Here is a 14,355-nt window from a genome sequence, read left to right on the forward strand (position 1 = left end):
ATGAAGCTGCTGCGAGTCGGTACGGCGGGGGCGGAGCGGCCCGCGCTGCTCGACGCCGAGGGTGTACTGCGTGATCTGTCCGGCCTGGTGCCCGACATCGACGGGGCGCTGCTCTCGGACGATGCGGCGCTGGAGCGGATCCGCGCCGCCGCCGGCACCGGTGAGCTGCCCGTGCTGGACGCGACCGGGCTGCGTGTCGGGCCGCCGCTGACGCGGATCGGCAAGATGGTGTGCATCGGGCTGAACTACCACGACCACGCCCGTGAGACCGGCGCCGAGCCGCCGAGCGAGCCGGTGCTGTTCTTCAAGGCGCCGGACACCGTGGTCGGGCCGAACGACACGGTCCTCGTGCCCCGCAAGTCGGAGAAGACCGACTGGGAGGTCGAACTGGCCGTGGTCATCGGACGTACGGCCCGCTATCTGGAGTCCGCCGAGGAGGCGCTCACGCATGTCGCCGGGTACGCGGTGGCGCACGACGTCTCCGAGCGGGAGTTCCAGCTGGAGCGCGGCGGGACCTGGGACAAGGGGAAGAACTGCGAGACGTTCAACCCGCTCGGGCCGTGGCTCGTGACGGCGGACGAGGTGCCGGATCCGCAGGCGCTGTCGCTGAAGCTCTGGGTCAACGGTGAGCTGAAGCAGGACGGCAGTACGGCGGAGCAGATCTTCTCCGTGGCGGAGGTCGTGCGGTATCTCAGTCACTTCATGACGCTGTATCCCGGGGATGTCATCAACACGGGTACGCCGGCGGGGGTTGCCTTGGGGCATGCCGAGCCGAAGCCGTATCTGCGGGGTGGGGATGTTGTGGAGTTGGAGATCGAGGGGCTGGGGCGGCAGCGGCAGGAGTTCCAGCAGGCGTAGCGCTCCGCGGGGGGCGTGGGTTGGTGCGGCGCCGTCGTGGCTGGTCGCGCAGTTCCCCGCGCCCCTCAGGAGGGCCCTGCGGGCCCATCGCACCGGTGGAGTTCAGGCCAGGAGTTCTGCCAGGTGGCGCCATGTGTTCAGTGGCAGGGTCTCTCTCGGGGATCCGTCCACCACCTGCAACGCCACGTGGTCCGCGCCCGCGTCCAGGAACGCGTTGATGTGGGTGCGGATGCGGGTGTCGTCGCCCCAGGCGAACACCGCGTCGACCAGGCGGTCGCTGCCGCCGTTGGTCAGGTCGTCCTCCGTGAAGCCGTGGCGGAGGAAGTTGTTGGTGTAGTTGGGCAGGCCCAGGTACGGGGCGAGGAACGGGCGGGCGAGAGCGCGGGCCTCGGTCGGGTCCGTGCTCGGGACGACCTTCAACTCCGGTGCCAGGAGGGCGTTCTCGCCCAGGATCTCGCGGGCGGCGGCCGTGTGCTCCGGAGTGACCAGGTACGGGATCGAGCCCGCCGCGCGTTCCGAGACCAGCCGCAGCATCTTCGGGCCCAGTGCCGCCACGACCCGGCGCTCGGCGGGCAGCCCGGCCGCGTCGAGGGCGTCGAGGTAGGAGACCAGCGCCGCGTACGGGCGGCCGTACTGGTCCGCGCGCCTGGCGTGGCTGACGCCGAGACCCAGCACGAACCGGCCGGGGTGGACCGTCTCCAGGTCGGCGAAGTCCACGGCGGAGGCGGCGGCCTCGTGCTGCCAGATGCTCTGGATGCTGGTGCCGACGGCGAGGCTCTTGGTGGCCTCGATGAGGGGCGCGGCGTGCGCGGCGGTGGTGTTGCCGCCGAGCCACAGCGCGCCGAAGCCGAGCGCCTCCAACTCGGCGGCGGCCTCCCGTAGTTCGGTACGGCGGTCGGGGTCCTCCGAGCGCAGCCCGATGCTCCAGATGCCATAGCGCCCGACCTGCTGCTTCAGCGTGCCCAGTGCCTCGTTGTTCATCGGGTCCGATCCCTCCGGTTGGCATGACGGCCGGTACGGCTGTGCCAACGGGAGGGACCGCCCGGAAGATTCCCCCTGGAGGGAAACGGCCCTGGACTCTCGGGGGTCGGGGGTCGGGGGTCGGGGGGCCGGGGTCGGGCGTCGGGTGACGGGTGACGGGTGACGGGTGACGGGTGACGGGAGACGGGATCAGGCGTCGGGTGACGGGATCAGGCGATCAGAGTAGGCCGCGCGCGTCCAGGAACTGCTCCAGCGCCTCCACCACCATCTTGTGGTCCGCCAGTTGCGGCAGACCCGACACCGTCACCGCGCCGATCACACCGACGTCCGCGACGGTGATCGGGAACGAACCGCCGTGCGCCGCGTACAGATCCGGGTCGAGCCGCGAGGAGTCCTCGAACGTGCTGCCCTTCGCCCGGAACCGGGTCCCGACCAGGTACGACGCCGAGCCGTACCGCTCCACCACCCGGCGCTTGCGGGCGATCCAGGCGTCGTTGTCCGGAGTGGAGCCCGGCAGCGCGGCGTGGAAGAGCTGCTGGCCGGCGCGGTGGATGTCGATCGCGACCGGCGCCTGCCGCTCGGTGGCCAGCCGTACCAGCAGGGAGCCGAGCTCCCAGGCGTCGTCGTGGGTGAACGCCCGGAACACCAGACGGCGTTCCTGGGCCTCCAGCTCCTCGACCGTGGGCGTCAGTTCGGGCTTGTCGTGGTTGGTCACAGCGTTACCGTCACTCCGTCTCGGGCCGAACGGCGGGCCGCCTCCAGTACGTCGAGGGCGGCGGCCGCCTCCAGCGCGGTCACCGGGTTGGGGGAACCGTCGCGCAGGGCGGCGGCGATCGCGGCGTAGTACGCGGGGTAGTCGCCGGGCAGTGTGGGCTCGGGGCGGCCGCCGCCGGTCAGCGGGGACTCGCCGGAGCCGACGCGGCCCCACAGGTCCTCGGGCTCGGTACCCCAGTCGCCGCCGCTCGTGCCGGGGCGCTTTCCGTCGCGCAGGTCCGCCTCCTGCGGGTCGAGGCCGTACTTCACATAGCCGGCCTTCGAGCCCAGCACCCGGAAGCGCGGGCCGAGTTGGGCCGTGGTGGCGGAGACGTAGAGGTGAGAGCGGACGCCGTTGGTGTGGGTGATCGCGATGAAGGTGTCGTCGTCGGTACGGGCACCCGGGCGCCGTGCGTCCGACTCGGCGTAGACCGACGCGGCCCGGCCGAAGAGCGCGAGGGCCTGGTCGACGACGTGGCTGCCGAGGTCGTACAGCAGACCTCCGATCTCTGCGGGGTCGCCGGACTCGCGCCAGCCGCCCTTCAGCTGCGGGCGCCAGCGCTCGAAGCGGGACTCGAAGCGCCAGACCTCGCCCAGCTCGCCCTCGGCGATCAGCTTGCGCAGGGTGAGGAAGTCGTTGTCCCAGCGGCGGTTCTGGAAGACCGAGAGGAGCTGCCCGCGCTCCTCCGCCAGCGCGGCCAGCTCGCGCGCCTCGGCCGCGGTGCCGGCGACCGGCTTGTCCACGACGACCGGCAGACCGGCCTTCAGGGCGGCCGTGGCGAGCGGGACATGGGTCTTGTTCGGCGACGCGATGACGATCAGATCCAGCTCGTCCGCGCGGTCGAACAGCTCGTCCACGGTGCCCAGCGTGCGGACGTCCGGGAACTCGGCGCGGGCCTGTTCCTGCCGCTCGGGGTTGGAGGTGACCACCGTGTCCAGCGTCAGGCCCTCGGTGGAGGCGATCAGCGGGGCGTGGAAGACGGAACCCGCGAGGCCGTAGCCGACGAGGCCTGCGCGGAGGGGAGTGCCAGTCGGAGTGCCAGTCGTACCAGTCATGGCTCCCACTTTCGCAACGCTGTTGCCAAAGTGCAAGCGCGGAGGACAATGGGGTGGTGAAAGGCTGGGTCACGACGGTGACGGCGACAGTGACGGCGGCGGCGGTGCCGGTGTCAGTGGCGGTAGCGGAGAGGGGCATGGGCGTGGACGCGGACGGCGGGGCGCGGGGGGCGAGCGGTGCGGGCGTCAATCTGCTCGCCCTGCGCAGCCACAACGCCGCGCTGGTGCTTGATCTGCTGCGGGCGGCCGGTGCGGACGGGATCAGCCGGCTGGAGCTCGCGGAGGGGACCGGGCTCACGCCGCAGGCCGTCAGTAAGATCACCGCCCGGCTGCGGGGGGACGGGCTCGCCGCGGAGGCGGGGCGGCGGGCGTCCACCGGGGGGAAGCCGCGGACGGTGTTGCGGCTGGTGCCGGGGGCCGGGCATGCGGTCGGGGTGCATCTCGACCGGGACGAGCTGCGGGCCGTGCTGGTCGATCTCACCGGGCGGGTGGTGGGGGAGTCGTCGTCGGCGCTGGATCTGGGGGCCGGGGCGGATGCGGTGGTGGCGGGCGTGGGGCGGGCGGTTGGTGAGGTTGTGGGTGGCCGGGTGGGGGTCGGTGACCGGGAGAGTGTTGGGTCGCTGCTTGGTGTGGGGGTCGCGCTGCCTGGGCCGCTTGATCACAGTCGGGGCGTGCTGCACCGGGTCACCGGGTTTCCGGAGTGGGACGGCTTTCCGTTGCGGGACGCGCTTGCTGAGCGGCTCGGGGTGCCGGTGGTGGTCGACAAGGACACGAATGCCGCTGCGCTGAGGCTGGCAGTGGGGGGTACGGCCCGGTCGTTCGCGTATCTGCATCTTGGTACGGGGTTGGGGGCGGGGCTGGTGATCGGCGGGGTGGTTCATCGGGGGGCGCGGACCGGGGCCGGGGAGTTCGGGCATCAGGTGATCCAGCTCGACGGGCCTCGGTGTTCCTGCGGGAACCGGGGGTGTATCGAGGTGCTGTGTCTTGCCGCCGTGGGGCGGGGGGATGTGGGGGAGGCTGCGCGGGTGTTGGGGGTGGGGGCCGCCAATCTTGTGTCCCTGCTGGACATTGACGTGGTGTTGCTCGGGGGGCGGACGGTTTCCGGGGCGCCGGAGGTGTTTCTGCGGGGGGTTGGGGCGGCGGTGTGTGGGGCCGGGACGGATGTGCGGGTGGCTTCTGGTGGGGTGTGGGGGGTGGCTGAGGGGGCGGCGCAGTTGTTGTTGGCGCCGGTGTTTGGGCGGGGGGTTTGAGGGGGGTGGGGGGTGGGGGTCTGTCGGTTGAGTGTGGGTGCGGCGCCGTCGTGGCTTGTCGCGCAGTTCCCCGCGCCCCTAAAGAATGCGCAGTTCCCCGCGCCCCCAAGAGATGCGCAGTTCCCCGCGCCCCCTAAAGAATGCGCAGTTCCCCGCGCCCCTAAAAACGCGCAGTTCCCCGCGCCCCCAGAAAGACGCGCAGTTCCCCGCGCCCCCGACGGCGGCTCGCGCGCCCCCGATCAGTAGGCGACCCCTGCGTGTGCAGGGTGTCGGTGCGCGTCCGCCGATTGGGCGGGGTTCCTCCTCTCTGCCGTGTGGCGGCTCCGTCGTCGGACCTTGGGGCGGCAAGGTCATGTGTTTATGCGACTGGTTACCCCCGCCGCCCTCTGCCTCGCCGCAGCCGCCGTTCTTCTGCCCGTCCCTGCCCCCGCTTCCGCCGCCCCCTCCTGTGCCGGCTTCGGTGGGCGGGAGTTTCCGCTGGTCACCCGGATTCACGGGGGGCCCGATTCCTATGACGCCGGTGGAGGGTTCGGGACCTGGTTCGTGGACGTCACCAACACCACCGACCGGACGTGCGCGAACATCCACCCTGTTGTGGTGCTGGTCGACGAGGCGCGGGCGCTGAAGGCCGCTCAGCCGCGACTGGAGTTCTACGCGGGACGCCACCCGCACCCCGTGCGGTTCGAGACGACCGACGAGGACGAGCTGGTCGGGGCGTTCGAGGCGGGCGACTTCGCCGGGTTCACCGTCGGCCCGGGGGCCACCACCCGCGTCAAGGTGCGGCTCTCCGTCACCTCCGACGCCGTGGCCAACGAGGTCACCGCCAGTGCGGCCGTGGTGCAGCGCCAGGACAACGACGGGGACTGGGTGGGCCAGTCGAACGACTACCGGTTCGCCGTCCACGGAGACCCGGACACCGACACCGACACCGACTCCGGCACGGACTCCGCCACCGAGCCCCCCGCCGACCAGGACCCCTCCGCCGTACCCACCCCCGAGCCCTCCGACGCCGACGGCCGCGTCACCCTCGCCGACGAGCTCGCCCGTACCGGACTCGGCAGTCCGCGTACCGCCCTCACCGTCGCCGGTGTCCTGCTGGTCGCGGGCGGCACGCTCCTGCTCGCACGCAGGCGCCGCTGAGCGACCGGGCGCCGCTCACCCGGAGGCGACGCCGGATCACCCCCCTCCGTCTGGCACGATCCCTGGGTGGACTACCCGAACGACCAGGCCCCCGGCGCCCCCGTCCGCCACGGCATCCCGGAGCACGGCCGCATCCCGAAGTACTACGCGGTCAAGGCGCGGCTCGACCGGCTCGTCGGAGAACTGGCTGAGGGGGACCTGCTGCCGACCGAGCGCGATCTCTCCGAGCGGTACGACGTCGCCCGCGAGACCGTGCGCCAGGCGCTGCGCGAACTGCTTCTGGAGGGCAAGCTCCGCCGCCAGGGCCGCGGCACGGTCGTTGCCGGACCCAAGCTGGCGCAGCCGCTCTCGCTCGCCAGCTACACCGAGGGTGTGCGCCGGCAGGGCCGTACCCCGGGGCGGAACCTGGTCACGCTCGACCGCTTCCCGTGCCCCGAGGCGCTGGCCGCCGAGACCGGGCTGACGCGCGGCGAGCCGGTCTGGCACCTGGAGCGGGTGCTGCTCGCGGACGACGAACGGGTCGGCCTGGAGAGCACGTACATCGCGGTCGAGCGGGTCCCCGGTCTGGACACCGACTTCGAACCCGACTCCTCCTTCTACGCCTACCTCCACACCCAGGGCATCGGCTTCGGCGACGCCGACGAGCGGCTGGAGACCGTGCTGGCCACCCCGCGCGAGGCGCTCCTCGTGGGGACGCCGCCGGGGCTGCCGATGCTGCTGATCCACCGCGTCTCGCGGGACACGGCGGGCCGGCCGCTGGAGCGGGTGCGGTCGCTGTACCGGGGCGACCGCTTCTCCTTCACCACACATCTGCGGGGCAACGAACCCGCCTCCTGAGCCGTCCCCCGATCACCCGTTTTCATCCCCTATCCACACCCCTCCTCGATCACGAAACGATAACGGGTCTAGCCCAAACTTGATGGCTCGTTCACCCTCTCGTTGTCAGCCGGACCCTTCCGGTTACTGGAGCACGAGGAGCGTTGCCGCCGTGAGAGTGACAGTCGTCGGAGCCGGCGTGATGGGAACCATGCACGCCTGGCACGCAGTGGAACGCGGCCACGAGGTCGTACAGATCGAGCGCGAGGCGGAGGCCCGCGGCGCGTCGTTGCGCAACTTCGGCCTGGTCTGGGTGGGCGGACGCGCATCCGGCCCGGAGCTGGAGACCGCCCTGCGCGCCCGGGAGCTGTGGGCGGAGATCGGTGGCCGGATCCCGGCCCTCGGCTTCCGCCCGAACGGCTCGCTGACCCTGGTCAGGGGCGAGCTGGAGCGGGCCGTCGCCGAGGCCGCCGTGGCCCGCGCGGACGCCGCCTCCCGCGGTTACAAGCTGCTCACGCCCGGCGAGGCCCGCGCCGTGAACCCCGCCCTGCGCGGCGAGTTCGACGCGGCGCTCTACTGCGAGCGCGACGCCGCCGTCGAACCCCGTACCGCCCAGCTCGCGCTCCGCGCCGAACTGCTGAAGTCGCCGCGCTACACCTTCCTGCCGGGCCGCGAGATCCGCGAGGTGGTCGGCGACCGTGCCGTGCGCGACGACCACGGCGACGTGCACCACGGCGACATGGTCGTGCTCTGCACGGGCGCCTGGCTCGGCGGACTCGTCCGCGAACTGGCCGGACCCGAACTGCCGGTACGCCGCGTCCGCCTCCAGATGATGCAGACCGACCCGCTGGACGAGCCGATGACCACCTCGGTCGCCGACGCCGACAGCTTCCGCTACTACCCGGCCTACGCCTCGCCCGCCCTGGACGAGCTCAACGCCGGACAGCCGCAGCCGGCCACGGCGGCGGAGCACCGGATGCAGCTGCTGATGGTCCAGCGCGCCGACGGCTCGCTCACCATCGGCGACACCCACGAGTACGAACACCCCTTCGCCTTCGACACCGTCGAGGACCCCTACGAGCACCTCGCCTCGATCGCCGAGTCCTTCCTCGGCCGTCCGCTGCCGAGGATCAGGCGCCGCTGGGCGGGGGTGTACGCGCAGTGCACCGAGCCCGGCCGGGTCGTCCACCGGCAGCGGGTGCGCGACGGGGTGTGGCTGGTGACCGGGCCGGGCGGCCGGGGCATGACCTGCTCGCCCGCGATGGCCGAGACGACCGCCGACGAACTGGGCTGGTGAGACCCGTATGACCATGGCCAACCACGACATCCGACTGATCGTCCTCGACATGGCCGGCACCACCGTCGCCGACGGCGGCCTCGTTGAGCAGGCCTTTGAACGGGCCGCCGCCGAACTCGGCGTAGAGCCGGGCAGCCCCGACCACACACGGAAACTCGACTACGTCCGCGCCACCATGGGCGAGTCAAAGATCTCCGTGTTCCGCCACCTGTTCGGCGAGGAGACCCTCGCCCAGCGCGCCAACACCGCCTTCGAGAAGGCCTACGGCGAACTCGTCGACGCCGGCCGTGTCGCCCCGGTCCCCGGCGCGCGCGAGACCATCGAGGAACTCCTCGCGGGCGGCCGTACCGCCGTCCTGACCACCGGATTCGCCCGGGTCACCCAGGACGCCGTCCTCGACGCGCTCGGCTGGCGGGACCTGGTCCCGCTCACCCTGTGCCCGGCCGACGCCGGCGGACGCGGACGGCCCTTCCCGGACATGGTCCTGGAGGCGTTCCTGCGGACCAAGGCCGCCGACGACGTACGTCAGATCGCGGTCGTCGGCGACACCTCGTACGACGTGCTCACCGGCGTCCGCGCCGGAGCGGGACTGGTCGCCGGGGTACGCACCGGGGCACACGGCGACGACGCCTTCCACGCGGCGGGCGCCACCCACGTCCTCGACTCGGTCGCCGCGCTCCCCGGCCTCCTCCGGGGGGCCGGCTGATGGGCATCCGCTTCGACTCGGTCACGGTCGCCTACGACGGCAACGTCGTCCTGGACTCCCTCGACCTCACCGTCGCCCCCGGCGAGGTGATGGCCCTGCTCGGCCCGTCCGGCTCCGGCAAGACCACCGCGCTGCGGGCGGTCGCCGGGTTCGTACGGCCGGTGGCCGGGCGGGTGTTCCTCGGTGACCGGGACGTGACGGACCTGCCGCCCCACCGGCGCGGCATCGGGATGGTCGTCCAGCAGTACGCGCTGTTCCCGCACATGCGGGTCGAGGACAACGTGGCGTTCGGGCTCAGGGCCCGCAAGGTCGCCAGGTCCGAGATCCGCGAACGGGTGGCCGAGGCGCTGGAGATGACCGGCATGGCGGCCTACGCGCGGCGCCACCCCCGTGAGCTGTCCGGCGGCCAGCAGCAGCGCGTCGCCATCGCGCGGGCACTGGCCATCCGCCCGGACGTACTGCTCCTCGACGAGCCGCTGTCCGCACTCGACGCACAGCTGCGCTCGGGCATGCTCGCCGAACTGGCGCGGCTGCACCGGGAGTTGCCCCACGTGTCGATCCTGTACGTCACGCACGACCAGGTCGAGGCACTCACCCTCGCCGACCGCATCGCGGTCATGGACAAGGCCCGCCTCCAGTCCTGCGGCACCCCCCGCGAGCTGTACCGGGCCCCCGCGAACGAGTTCACCGCGTCCTTCGTCGGCAACGCCAACCTGCTGCCGGTGACGGTGGGTTCGGACGGGGTGGCCTTCGGCGGTACGAAGCTGAAGGTCGCCACGTCCACGGCGGCGACCGGCACAAGGGCAACGCTGTGCATACGTCCGCATCTCATCGCCCTCGGAGAAGAAGGCCCGAATCGCCTCACCGGCAAGGTGGAGGAAATCCAGTGGCGCGGCGCCACACACCGCCTCCTGGTGGACGTAGAGGGACACCGCGTATTGGCGGATCTGCGCGAGCTGAGAGACCCCCCGGCGCTCGGAGACGCGGTCACCCTGCACTTCGCCCCCGAGGACGCCGTGCTGCTCACAGCAGGAGTGAGCGGCGATGACTGACAATGCCGGGCTGGTCATCGCCGAGAAGGGGCGCGGGGCTGTGACATTTGCGGCTCCGCCGCGTGGGCGCGACAAGCCCCAACGGACCCGCACCCGTAGTACCTGGCTCTGGACCCTCCCCCCGATCGCCCTCCTGGCCCTCTTCTTCCTCTACCCCCTCGCCCTCGTAGTCCAGCAGTCCTTCCAGCCGGACACGGGTGGCACATCCATCCAGCCGTACACGGACGTCTTCGCCTCGGAGGCATTCCGGGAAGCCCTGTGGACGACGGTGTGGCTGGCGGTGGCATCCACCACCGGATGCCTCGCCCTGGGCTTCACGCTCGCCCTGATCATCGCCTTCGTGCCCTTCCCCGGCGCCAAAGCGGTGTCGAAGTTCATCGACGTCTTCCTCTCCTTCCCGTCCTTCCTGATCACCCTCGCCCTGCTCTTCGTCTACGGCTCGGTAGGCATGGCCAACGGCCTGTGGACGGACGCCACCGGGGCCGCCGAAGGCCCCTTCCAGTTCCTCACCACCCCCTGGGGCGTACTCCTCGCGGAGATCACCTACTTCACACCCTTCGTCATACGCCCCCTGCTCGCGGCCTTCTCCCAGCTGGACACCGCCCAACTGGAAGCGGCCAGTTCACTCGGCGCCAAGGCACCCCGCATCATCCGGCGGATCATCCTGCCCGAGGCGCTCCCGGCGCTCGCGGCGGGCGGCAGCCTGGTCCTGGTGCTGTGTCTCAACGAGTTCGGCATCGTCCTGTTCACCGGGGCGAAGGGCGTCACGACCCTGCCGACGCTCGTCTACAGCAAGGCGATCCTGGAGTCCGACTACCCGGGCGCGTGTGTGGTCGCCGTTGTCAACGTCCTGATCTCCGTGGGGCTGTACGGCCTCTACCGGGTGGTGAGCCGCCGTGCTGGTGCATAGCAACAAGGCCAGGTGGGCCGTATGGACGGTGTTCTTCGTCCTCTTCCTGCCGCTGTTCGCGCTGCCCCTGCTGGTCGTCCTCGGCGCGTCCTTCGCCACCCACTGGTCGAGCGCGCTGCCCTCGGACTTCACCCTCTCCAACTTCCGCGCGGCGACCCGCGGCGAGGCCCTCCAGGCGCTCACCACCAGCCTGGTCACCGCGCTCACCGCCAGTCTGCTCGCGCTGGCCGCCGGCACCTGGGCGGCGCTCGCGGCGGCCGCCCTGAAGCCGCGGTACCGCAGGGTCGTGGACGCCCTGTTCGTGCTGCCGGTCGCCGTGCCTTCGGTCGTCGTCGGCCTGGCGATCCTGGTGGCGTTCTCCCAGCCGCCGTTCCTGCTCAACGGCACCCGCTGGATCGTGATCGTCGCCCACGCCGTACTGGTCACCGCCTTCGCCCATCAGTCGGTGTCCGCCGCCCTCACCCGCCTCGACCCGGCGTACGAGCAGGCCGCCGCCTCCCTCGGCGCCCGGCCCGCCCACGTCCTGTGGCGGGTCAGGCTGCCCCTGCTGCTGCCGTCCCTGACCGCGGCCGCCGGGCTCTGTTTCGCCCTGTCCATGGGCGAGTTGAGCGCCACGATGATGCTCTACCCGCCCGACTGGACCCCGCTTCCGGTCCTGATCTACGCGGCCACCGACCGCGGCGCCCTGTTCGTCGGCTCCGCCGTCGCCGTGGTCCTCATGGCGGCCACCCTGCTGGTGCTGCTTGCCGTCTCCCGCGTCCGCACCCGCGCCGCCTACCGATAGCCGTCAGCCCACCCGTCTTTCCGTCCTGTCGCGCAAGGAGTTCATCTCGCCATGCCCACAAAGAAGCTCAAGCCGATCGCCGCCGTCCTCGGCAGCCTCGCCCTGGCCGGCTCCCTCACCGCGTGCGGCGGCGACTCCGCCGCCTCCGACGCGGACGTCGTCACCGTCTACAGCGCCGACGGACTCAAGGGCGAGAGCGGCGACGGCTGGTACGACCGGATCTTCAAGGACTTCGAGAAGGAGACCGGGATCAAGGTCGAGTACGTCGAGGGCGGTTCGGGCGAGGTCGTCCAGCGTGCCGTCCGCGAGAAGAACAACGTGCAGGCCGACGTGCTCGTGACCCTGCCGCCGTTCATCCAGCAGGCCGACGGCAAGGGCCTGCTGGCGAAGTACACACCGGCCGGTGCCGACCAGGTCAGCGGTGCCGACAAGGCCGCCGACGGCACCTGGACCTCGGTCGTCAACAACTACTTCGGGTTCATCTACAACAAGAAGGAGCTCAAGCAGGCCCCCACCACCTGGGAGGACCTGCTCGACCCCCGGTACAAGGGCAGGCTCCAGTACTCCACGCCCGGTGTCGCCGGTGACGGCACGGCCGTCGTCATCAAGGCGATGCACGACTTCGGCGGCGAGCAGCCCGCCATGGACTACCTCGGCAGGCTCCAGGCCAACAACGTCGGCCCGTCCGCCTCCACCGGCAAGCTCGGCCCCAAGGTGGACAAGGGCGAACTGCACGTCGCCAACGGCGATGTCCAGATGAGCTACGCCCAGTCCCGCACCATGCCCAACATCGGCCTGTGGTTCCCCGCCCCCGAGGGCGGCAGGCCCACCAGCTTCGCGCTGCCGTACGCGGCCGGGCTCGTCAACGGCGCCCCGCACAGCGAGAACGGCAGGAAGCTCCTCGACCACATGCTCGGACAGAAGGCGCAGGCGCAGGTCAGCGGCATCGGCGGCGGATTCAGCTCCCGCAAGGACGTCAAGGCCACCGATCAGACCGCGATCGCGCTCACCAAGGTCATGGAGGGCGTCGAGATCTTCGAGCCCGACTGGACCGACATCGACAAGAACCTCACCCGGTACGTCGACGCCTGGAAGTCCGCGACCGGCAGCTGACCCGCCCCGTCCTCCGGAGGATCACGTGACGTCACACCCGAACCGCCGCACCGTCCTCGCCGCCACCGCGACCACCGCGGCAGCCGTCGCCCTCGGCGCCGCCGCCACCCCCGCCGCCCACGCCACCTCCGCCGCTTCCGCCGCCCCCACCCTCCCGAACGGCATCAGCAAGGACAAGGTGCTGGTCATCGGGATGGACGGGCTGCGGCACGACCGCATCGACGCGGCCAACGCCCCGCACCTGAAGGCGATGATGCGGGAAGGGACGTACGGCACCTCGCTGCTGTACGCCAACCCGATGGCCGCCACCTCGTCCGGGCCCGGCTGGTCCACCCTCTCCACCGGCGTCTGGCCCGACAAGCACGGCGTCAAGGACAACACCTTCGCCGGCAAGAACTACACCCGCTACCCCGGCCTGCTCGCCCGGCTCGCGCAGGTCCGGCCCGGCCTCTCCACCTACGCCGCCCTCGACTGGAAGCCCCTCGACGCCCAGGGCACGGTCACCCCGGGCGCCGACGCCAAGCTGGTGCTCGACGGTGACGCCGACGGCTATGTCCAGCACGACGCCACCATCGCCGCCGAGGCCGAGTCCGTCATCCGCGACCAGAACCCCGACGTGCTGTTCGTCTACTTCGGCCAGTCCGACATCGTCGGCCACAACTCCGGCGCCGCCAGTCAGGCCTACCTCGACCAGATCGCCGTACAGGACGCCTTCGTCGGCCGGCTGCGCGCAGCAATCCAGGCGCGCCCCTCCTACGCCGGCGAGCGTTGGACCGTCATCGTCTCCACCGACCACGGCCACACCGACGGCGGCGGCCACGGCGGCTCCGCCATCGAGGAGCGGCGCACCTTCGTGCTGGCCACCGGGCCCGGTATCGCGGCGGGCGCCCGCCCCATCGACACCCGGCTCGTCGACGTCGTACCCACCGTCCTGCACCAGCTCGGCATCGCCGCCGACCCGGCGTGGGGCCTGGACGGCAAGCCCGTCCAGCAGCGCTCCGCCGACCCCTTCGACAGCCTCCACGGCTCGCTCACCGCGCGCGTCGACGAGACCGGCATCCCGGCCTCGGTCCTCGGCTTCACCCACACCGCGCCCAGCGGCTGGTCCGTCGTCAACAACGCCATGGGCACCGGCGGCATGACCGAGTGGCGGGGCTGGTCCTTCGCCACCGACGAGTTCTGGTCCCGCACCCAGCGCGACCAGTCCCGCGAACTCAACGTCCGCGCCCGGGGTGTGTTCGCGGTCGCCGACTCCGACGAGTGGGCCGACAAGAGCTTCTCGGGGACGTACGACTCCACCCTCGTCACCCCCGCCCACAACGTCACCGGGAAGGCGAACGTCCGCCTGGACTTCACCACCTTCTACCGCCAGGAGGGCGCCCAGACCGCGCAGATCCTCGCCTCATTCAACGGCGGCACCCCGGCCGTCGTGAAGTCCTACACCTCCGACGTGATCTCCCAGCCCCAGTCCGTCACCGTCCCGGTCCCGGCCGGCGCCTCCAGCGTCGGCTTCCGGTTCCGCTACACGGGCTCCAACAACTGGTACTGGGTGATCGACGGGGTCACGATCACGGCTTCCTGACTACTCTGGGGGGCGTCGGTACGGCGCGGTTCCGGCGCCCCCGCTCACGTACGTACG

General features: G+C 71.5%; 14 protein-coding genes. 11 read left to right on the top strand and 3 right to left on the bottom strand.

Features of this window, described 5'->3' with window-relative positions; genetic code table 11:
* Window positions 1–858 carry a fumarylacetoacetate hydrolase family protein gene (locus tag ACIQAC_RS24420; RefSeq protein WP_402194123.1) on the top strand — a complete coding sequence of 286 codons (858 nt, stop codon included), beginning with the start codon at window positions 1–3 and terminating at the stop codon, window positions 856–858.
* Between the two features lie 102 nt (window positions 859–960).
* Here ACIQAC_RS24420 and ACIQAC_RS24425 read toward each other — a convergent pair whose 3' ends face one another.
* From ACIQAC_RS24425 to ACIQAC_RS24435, 3 genes are all read right to left on the bottom strand, one after another.
* Window positions 961–1,839 (bottom strand): LLM class F420-dependent oxidoreductase, encoded by an 879-nt coding sequence (locus tag ACIQAC_RS24425; RefSeq protein WP_402194125.1) that lies wholly within the window; start codon window positions 1,837–1,839, stop codon window positions 961–963.
* Between the two features lie 217 nt (window positions 1,840–2,056).
* Window positions 2,057–2,554 carry a heme-degrading domain-containing protein gene (locus ACIQAC_RS24430; RefSeq protein WP_402194126.1) on the bottom strand — a complete coding sequence of 166 codons (498 nt, stop codon included), beginning with the start codon at window positions 2,552–2,554 and terminating at the stop codon, window positions 2,057–2,059.
* Window positions 2,551–3,648: a Gfo/Idh/MocA family oxidoreductase gene (locus tag ACIQAC_RS24435; protein WP_402194128.1), complete on the bottom strand. Its 1,098-nt coding sequence runs from the start codon at window positions 3,646–3,648 to the stop codon at window positions 2,551–2,553. The genes ACIQAC_RS24430 and ACIQAC_RS24435 overlap by 4 nt, the downstream gene beginning before the upstream one ends.
* 137 nt (window positions 3,649–3,785) lie before the next feature.
* Between ACIQAC_RS24435 and ACIQAC_RS24440 the strand changes: the two genes are divergently transcribed.
* The 10 genes from ACIQAC_RS24440 to ACIQAC_RS24485 all read left to right on the top strand — a co-directional run bounded on the left by ACIQAC_RS24440 (window position 3,786) and on the right by ACIQAC_RS24485 (window position 14,298).
* Window positions 3,786–4,898, top strand: coding sequence for an ROK family protein (locus ACIQAC_RS24440; protein WP_402194476.1), 1,113 nt, complete (start codon window positions 3,786–3,788; stop codon window positions 4,896–4,898).
* A 543-nt stretch (window positions 4,899–5,441) separates the two neighbouring features.
* Complete coding sequence (locus ACIQAC_RS24445) at window positions 5,442–6,038, top strand: LPXTG cell wall anchor domain-containing protein (RefSeq protein WP_402194130.1); 597 nt, start codon at window positions 5,442–5,444, stop codon at window positions 6,036–6,038.
* A 66-nt stretch (window positions 6,039–6,104) separates the two neighbouring features.
* Window positions 6,105–6,875 carry a GntR family transcriptional regulator gene (locus tag ACIQAC_RS24450; RefSeq protein ID WP_402194131.1) on the top strand — a complete coding sequence of 257 codons (771 nt, stop codon included), beginning with the start codon at window positions 6,105–6,107 and terminating at the stop codon, window positions 6,873–6,875.
* Between the two features lie 151 nt (window positions 6,876–7,026).
* A complete protein-coding gene (locus ACIQAC_RS24455; RefSeq protein WP_402194132.1) occupies window positions 7,027–8,151 on the top strand; it encodes a TIGR03364 family FAD-dependent oxidoreductase in 1,125 nt (374 codons plus the stop codon).
* Between the two features lie 7 nt (window positions 8,152–8,158).
* Window positions 8,159–8,857, top strand: a complete 699-nt coding sequence (locus tag ACIQAC_RS24460) for an HAD family hydrolase (RefSeq protein WP_402194134.1) — start codon at window positions 8,159–8,161, stop codon at window positions 8,855–8,857.
* Complete coding sequence (locus ACIQAC_RS24465) at window positions 8,857–9,909, top strand: ABC transporter ATP-binding protein (RefSeq protein WP_402194136.1); 1,053 nt, start codon at window positions 8,857–8,859, stop codon at window positions 9,907–9,909. Before ACIQAC_RS24460 ends, ACIQAC_RS24465 begins: the two co-directional genes overlap by 1 nt.
* Window positions 9,902–10,819 carry a 2-aminoethylphosphonate ABC transporter permease subunit gene (locus ACIQAC_RS24470; RefSeq protein WP_402194137.1) on the top strand — a complete coding sequence of 306 codons (918 nt, stop codon included), beginning with the start codon at window positions 9,902–9,904 and terminating at the stop codon, window positions 10,817–10,819. Before ACIQAC_RS24465 ends, ACIQAC_RS24470 begins: the two co-directional genes overlap by 8 nt.
* Window positions 10,806–11,603, top strand: coding sequence for an ABC transporter permease (locus ACIQAC_RS24475; RefSeq protein ID WP_402194139.1), 798 nt, complete (start codon window positions 10,806–10,808; stop codon window positions 11,601–11,603). Before ACIQAC_RS24470 ends, ACIQAC_RS24475 begins: the two co-directional genes overlap by 14 nt.
* A gap of 51 nt (window positions 11,604–11,654) precedes the next feature.
* The gene (locus tag ACIQAC_RS24480; protein WP_402194140.1) at window positions 11,655–12,716 is read left to right on the top strand and encodes a 2-aminoethylphosphonate ABC transporter substrate-binding protein; all 1,062 of its coding nucleotides are present in this window, start codon (window positions 11,655–11,657) and stop codon (window positions 12,714–12,716) included.
* 25 nt (window positions 12,717–12,741) lie between these two features.
* On the top strand, window positions 12,742–14,298 hold the full coding sequence (locus tag ACIQAC_RS24485; protein ID WP_402194141.1) for an alkaline phosphatase family protein: 1,557 nt from the start codon (window positions 12,742–12,744) through the stop codon (window positions 14,296–14,298).
* Window positions 14,299–14,355: the final 57 nt, after the last annotated feature.

This window comes from Streptomyces sp. NPDC088387, assembly GCF_044753385.1.
Lineage (GTDB): Bacteria > Actinomycetota > Actinomycetes > Streptomycetales > Streptomycetaceae > Streptomyces.

Excerpts from the sequence above, each read along its gene's own strand:
- ACIQAC_RS24460 (WP_402194134.1), top strand. The coding sequence starts at position 8,159 with ATGACCATGGCCAACCACGACATCCGACTGATCGTCCTCGACATGGCC.
- ACIQAC_RS24465 (WP_402194136.1), top strand. The coding sequence starts at position 8,857 with ATGGGCATCCGCTTCGACTCGGTCACGGTCGCCTACGACGGCAACGTC.
- ACIQAC_RS24480 (WP_402194140.1), top strand. The coding sequence starts at position 11,655 with ATGCCCACAAAGAAGCTCAAGCCGATCGCCGCCGTCCTCGGCAGCCTC.
- ACIQAC_RS24420 (WP_402194123.1), top strand. The coding sequence starts at position 1 with ATGAAGCTGCTGCGAGTCGGTACGGCGGGGGCGGAGCGGCCCGCGCTG.
- ACIQAC_RS24440 (WP_402194476.1), top strand. The coding sequence starts at position 3,786 with ATGGGCGTGGACGCGGACGGCGGGGCGCGGGGGGCGAGCGGTGCGGGC.
- ACIQAC_RS24470 (WP_402194137.1), top strand. The coding sequence starts at position 9,902 with ATGACTGACAATGCCGGGCTGGTCATCGCCGAGAAGGGGCGCGGGGCT.
- ACIQAC_RS24435 (WP_402194128.1), bottom strand. The coding sequence starts at position 3,648 with ATGACTGGTACGACTGGCACTCCGACTGGCACTCCCCTCCGCGCAGGC.
- ACIQAC_RS24425 (WP_402194125.1), bottom strand. The coding sequence starts at position 1,839 with ATGAACAACGAGGCACTGGGCACGCTGAAGCAGCAGGTCGGGCGCTAT.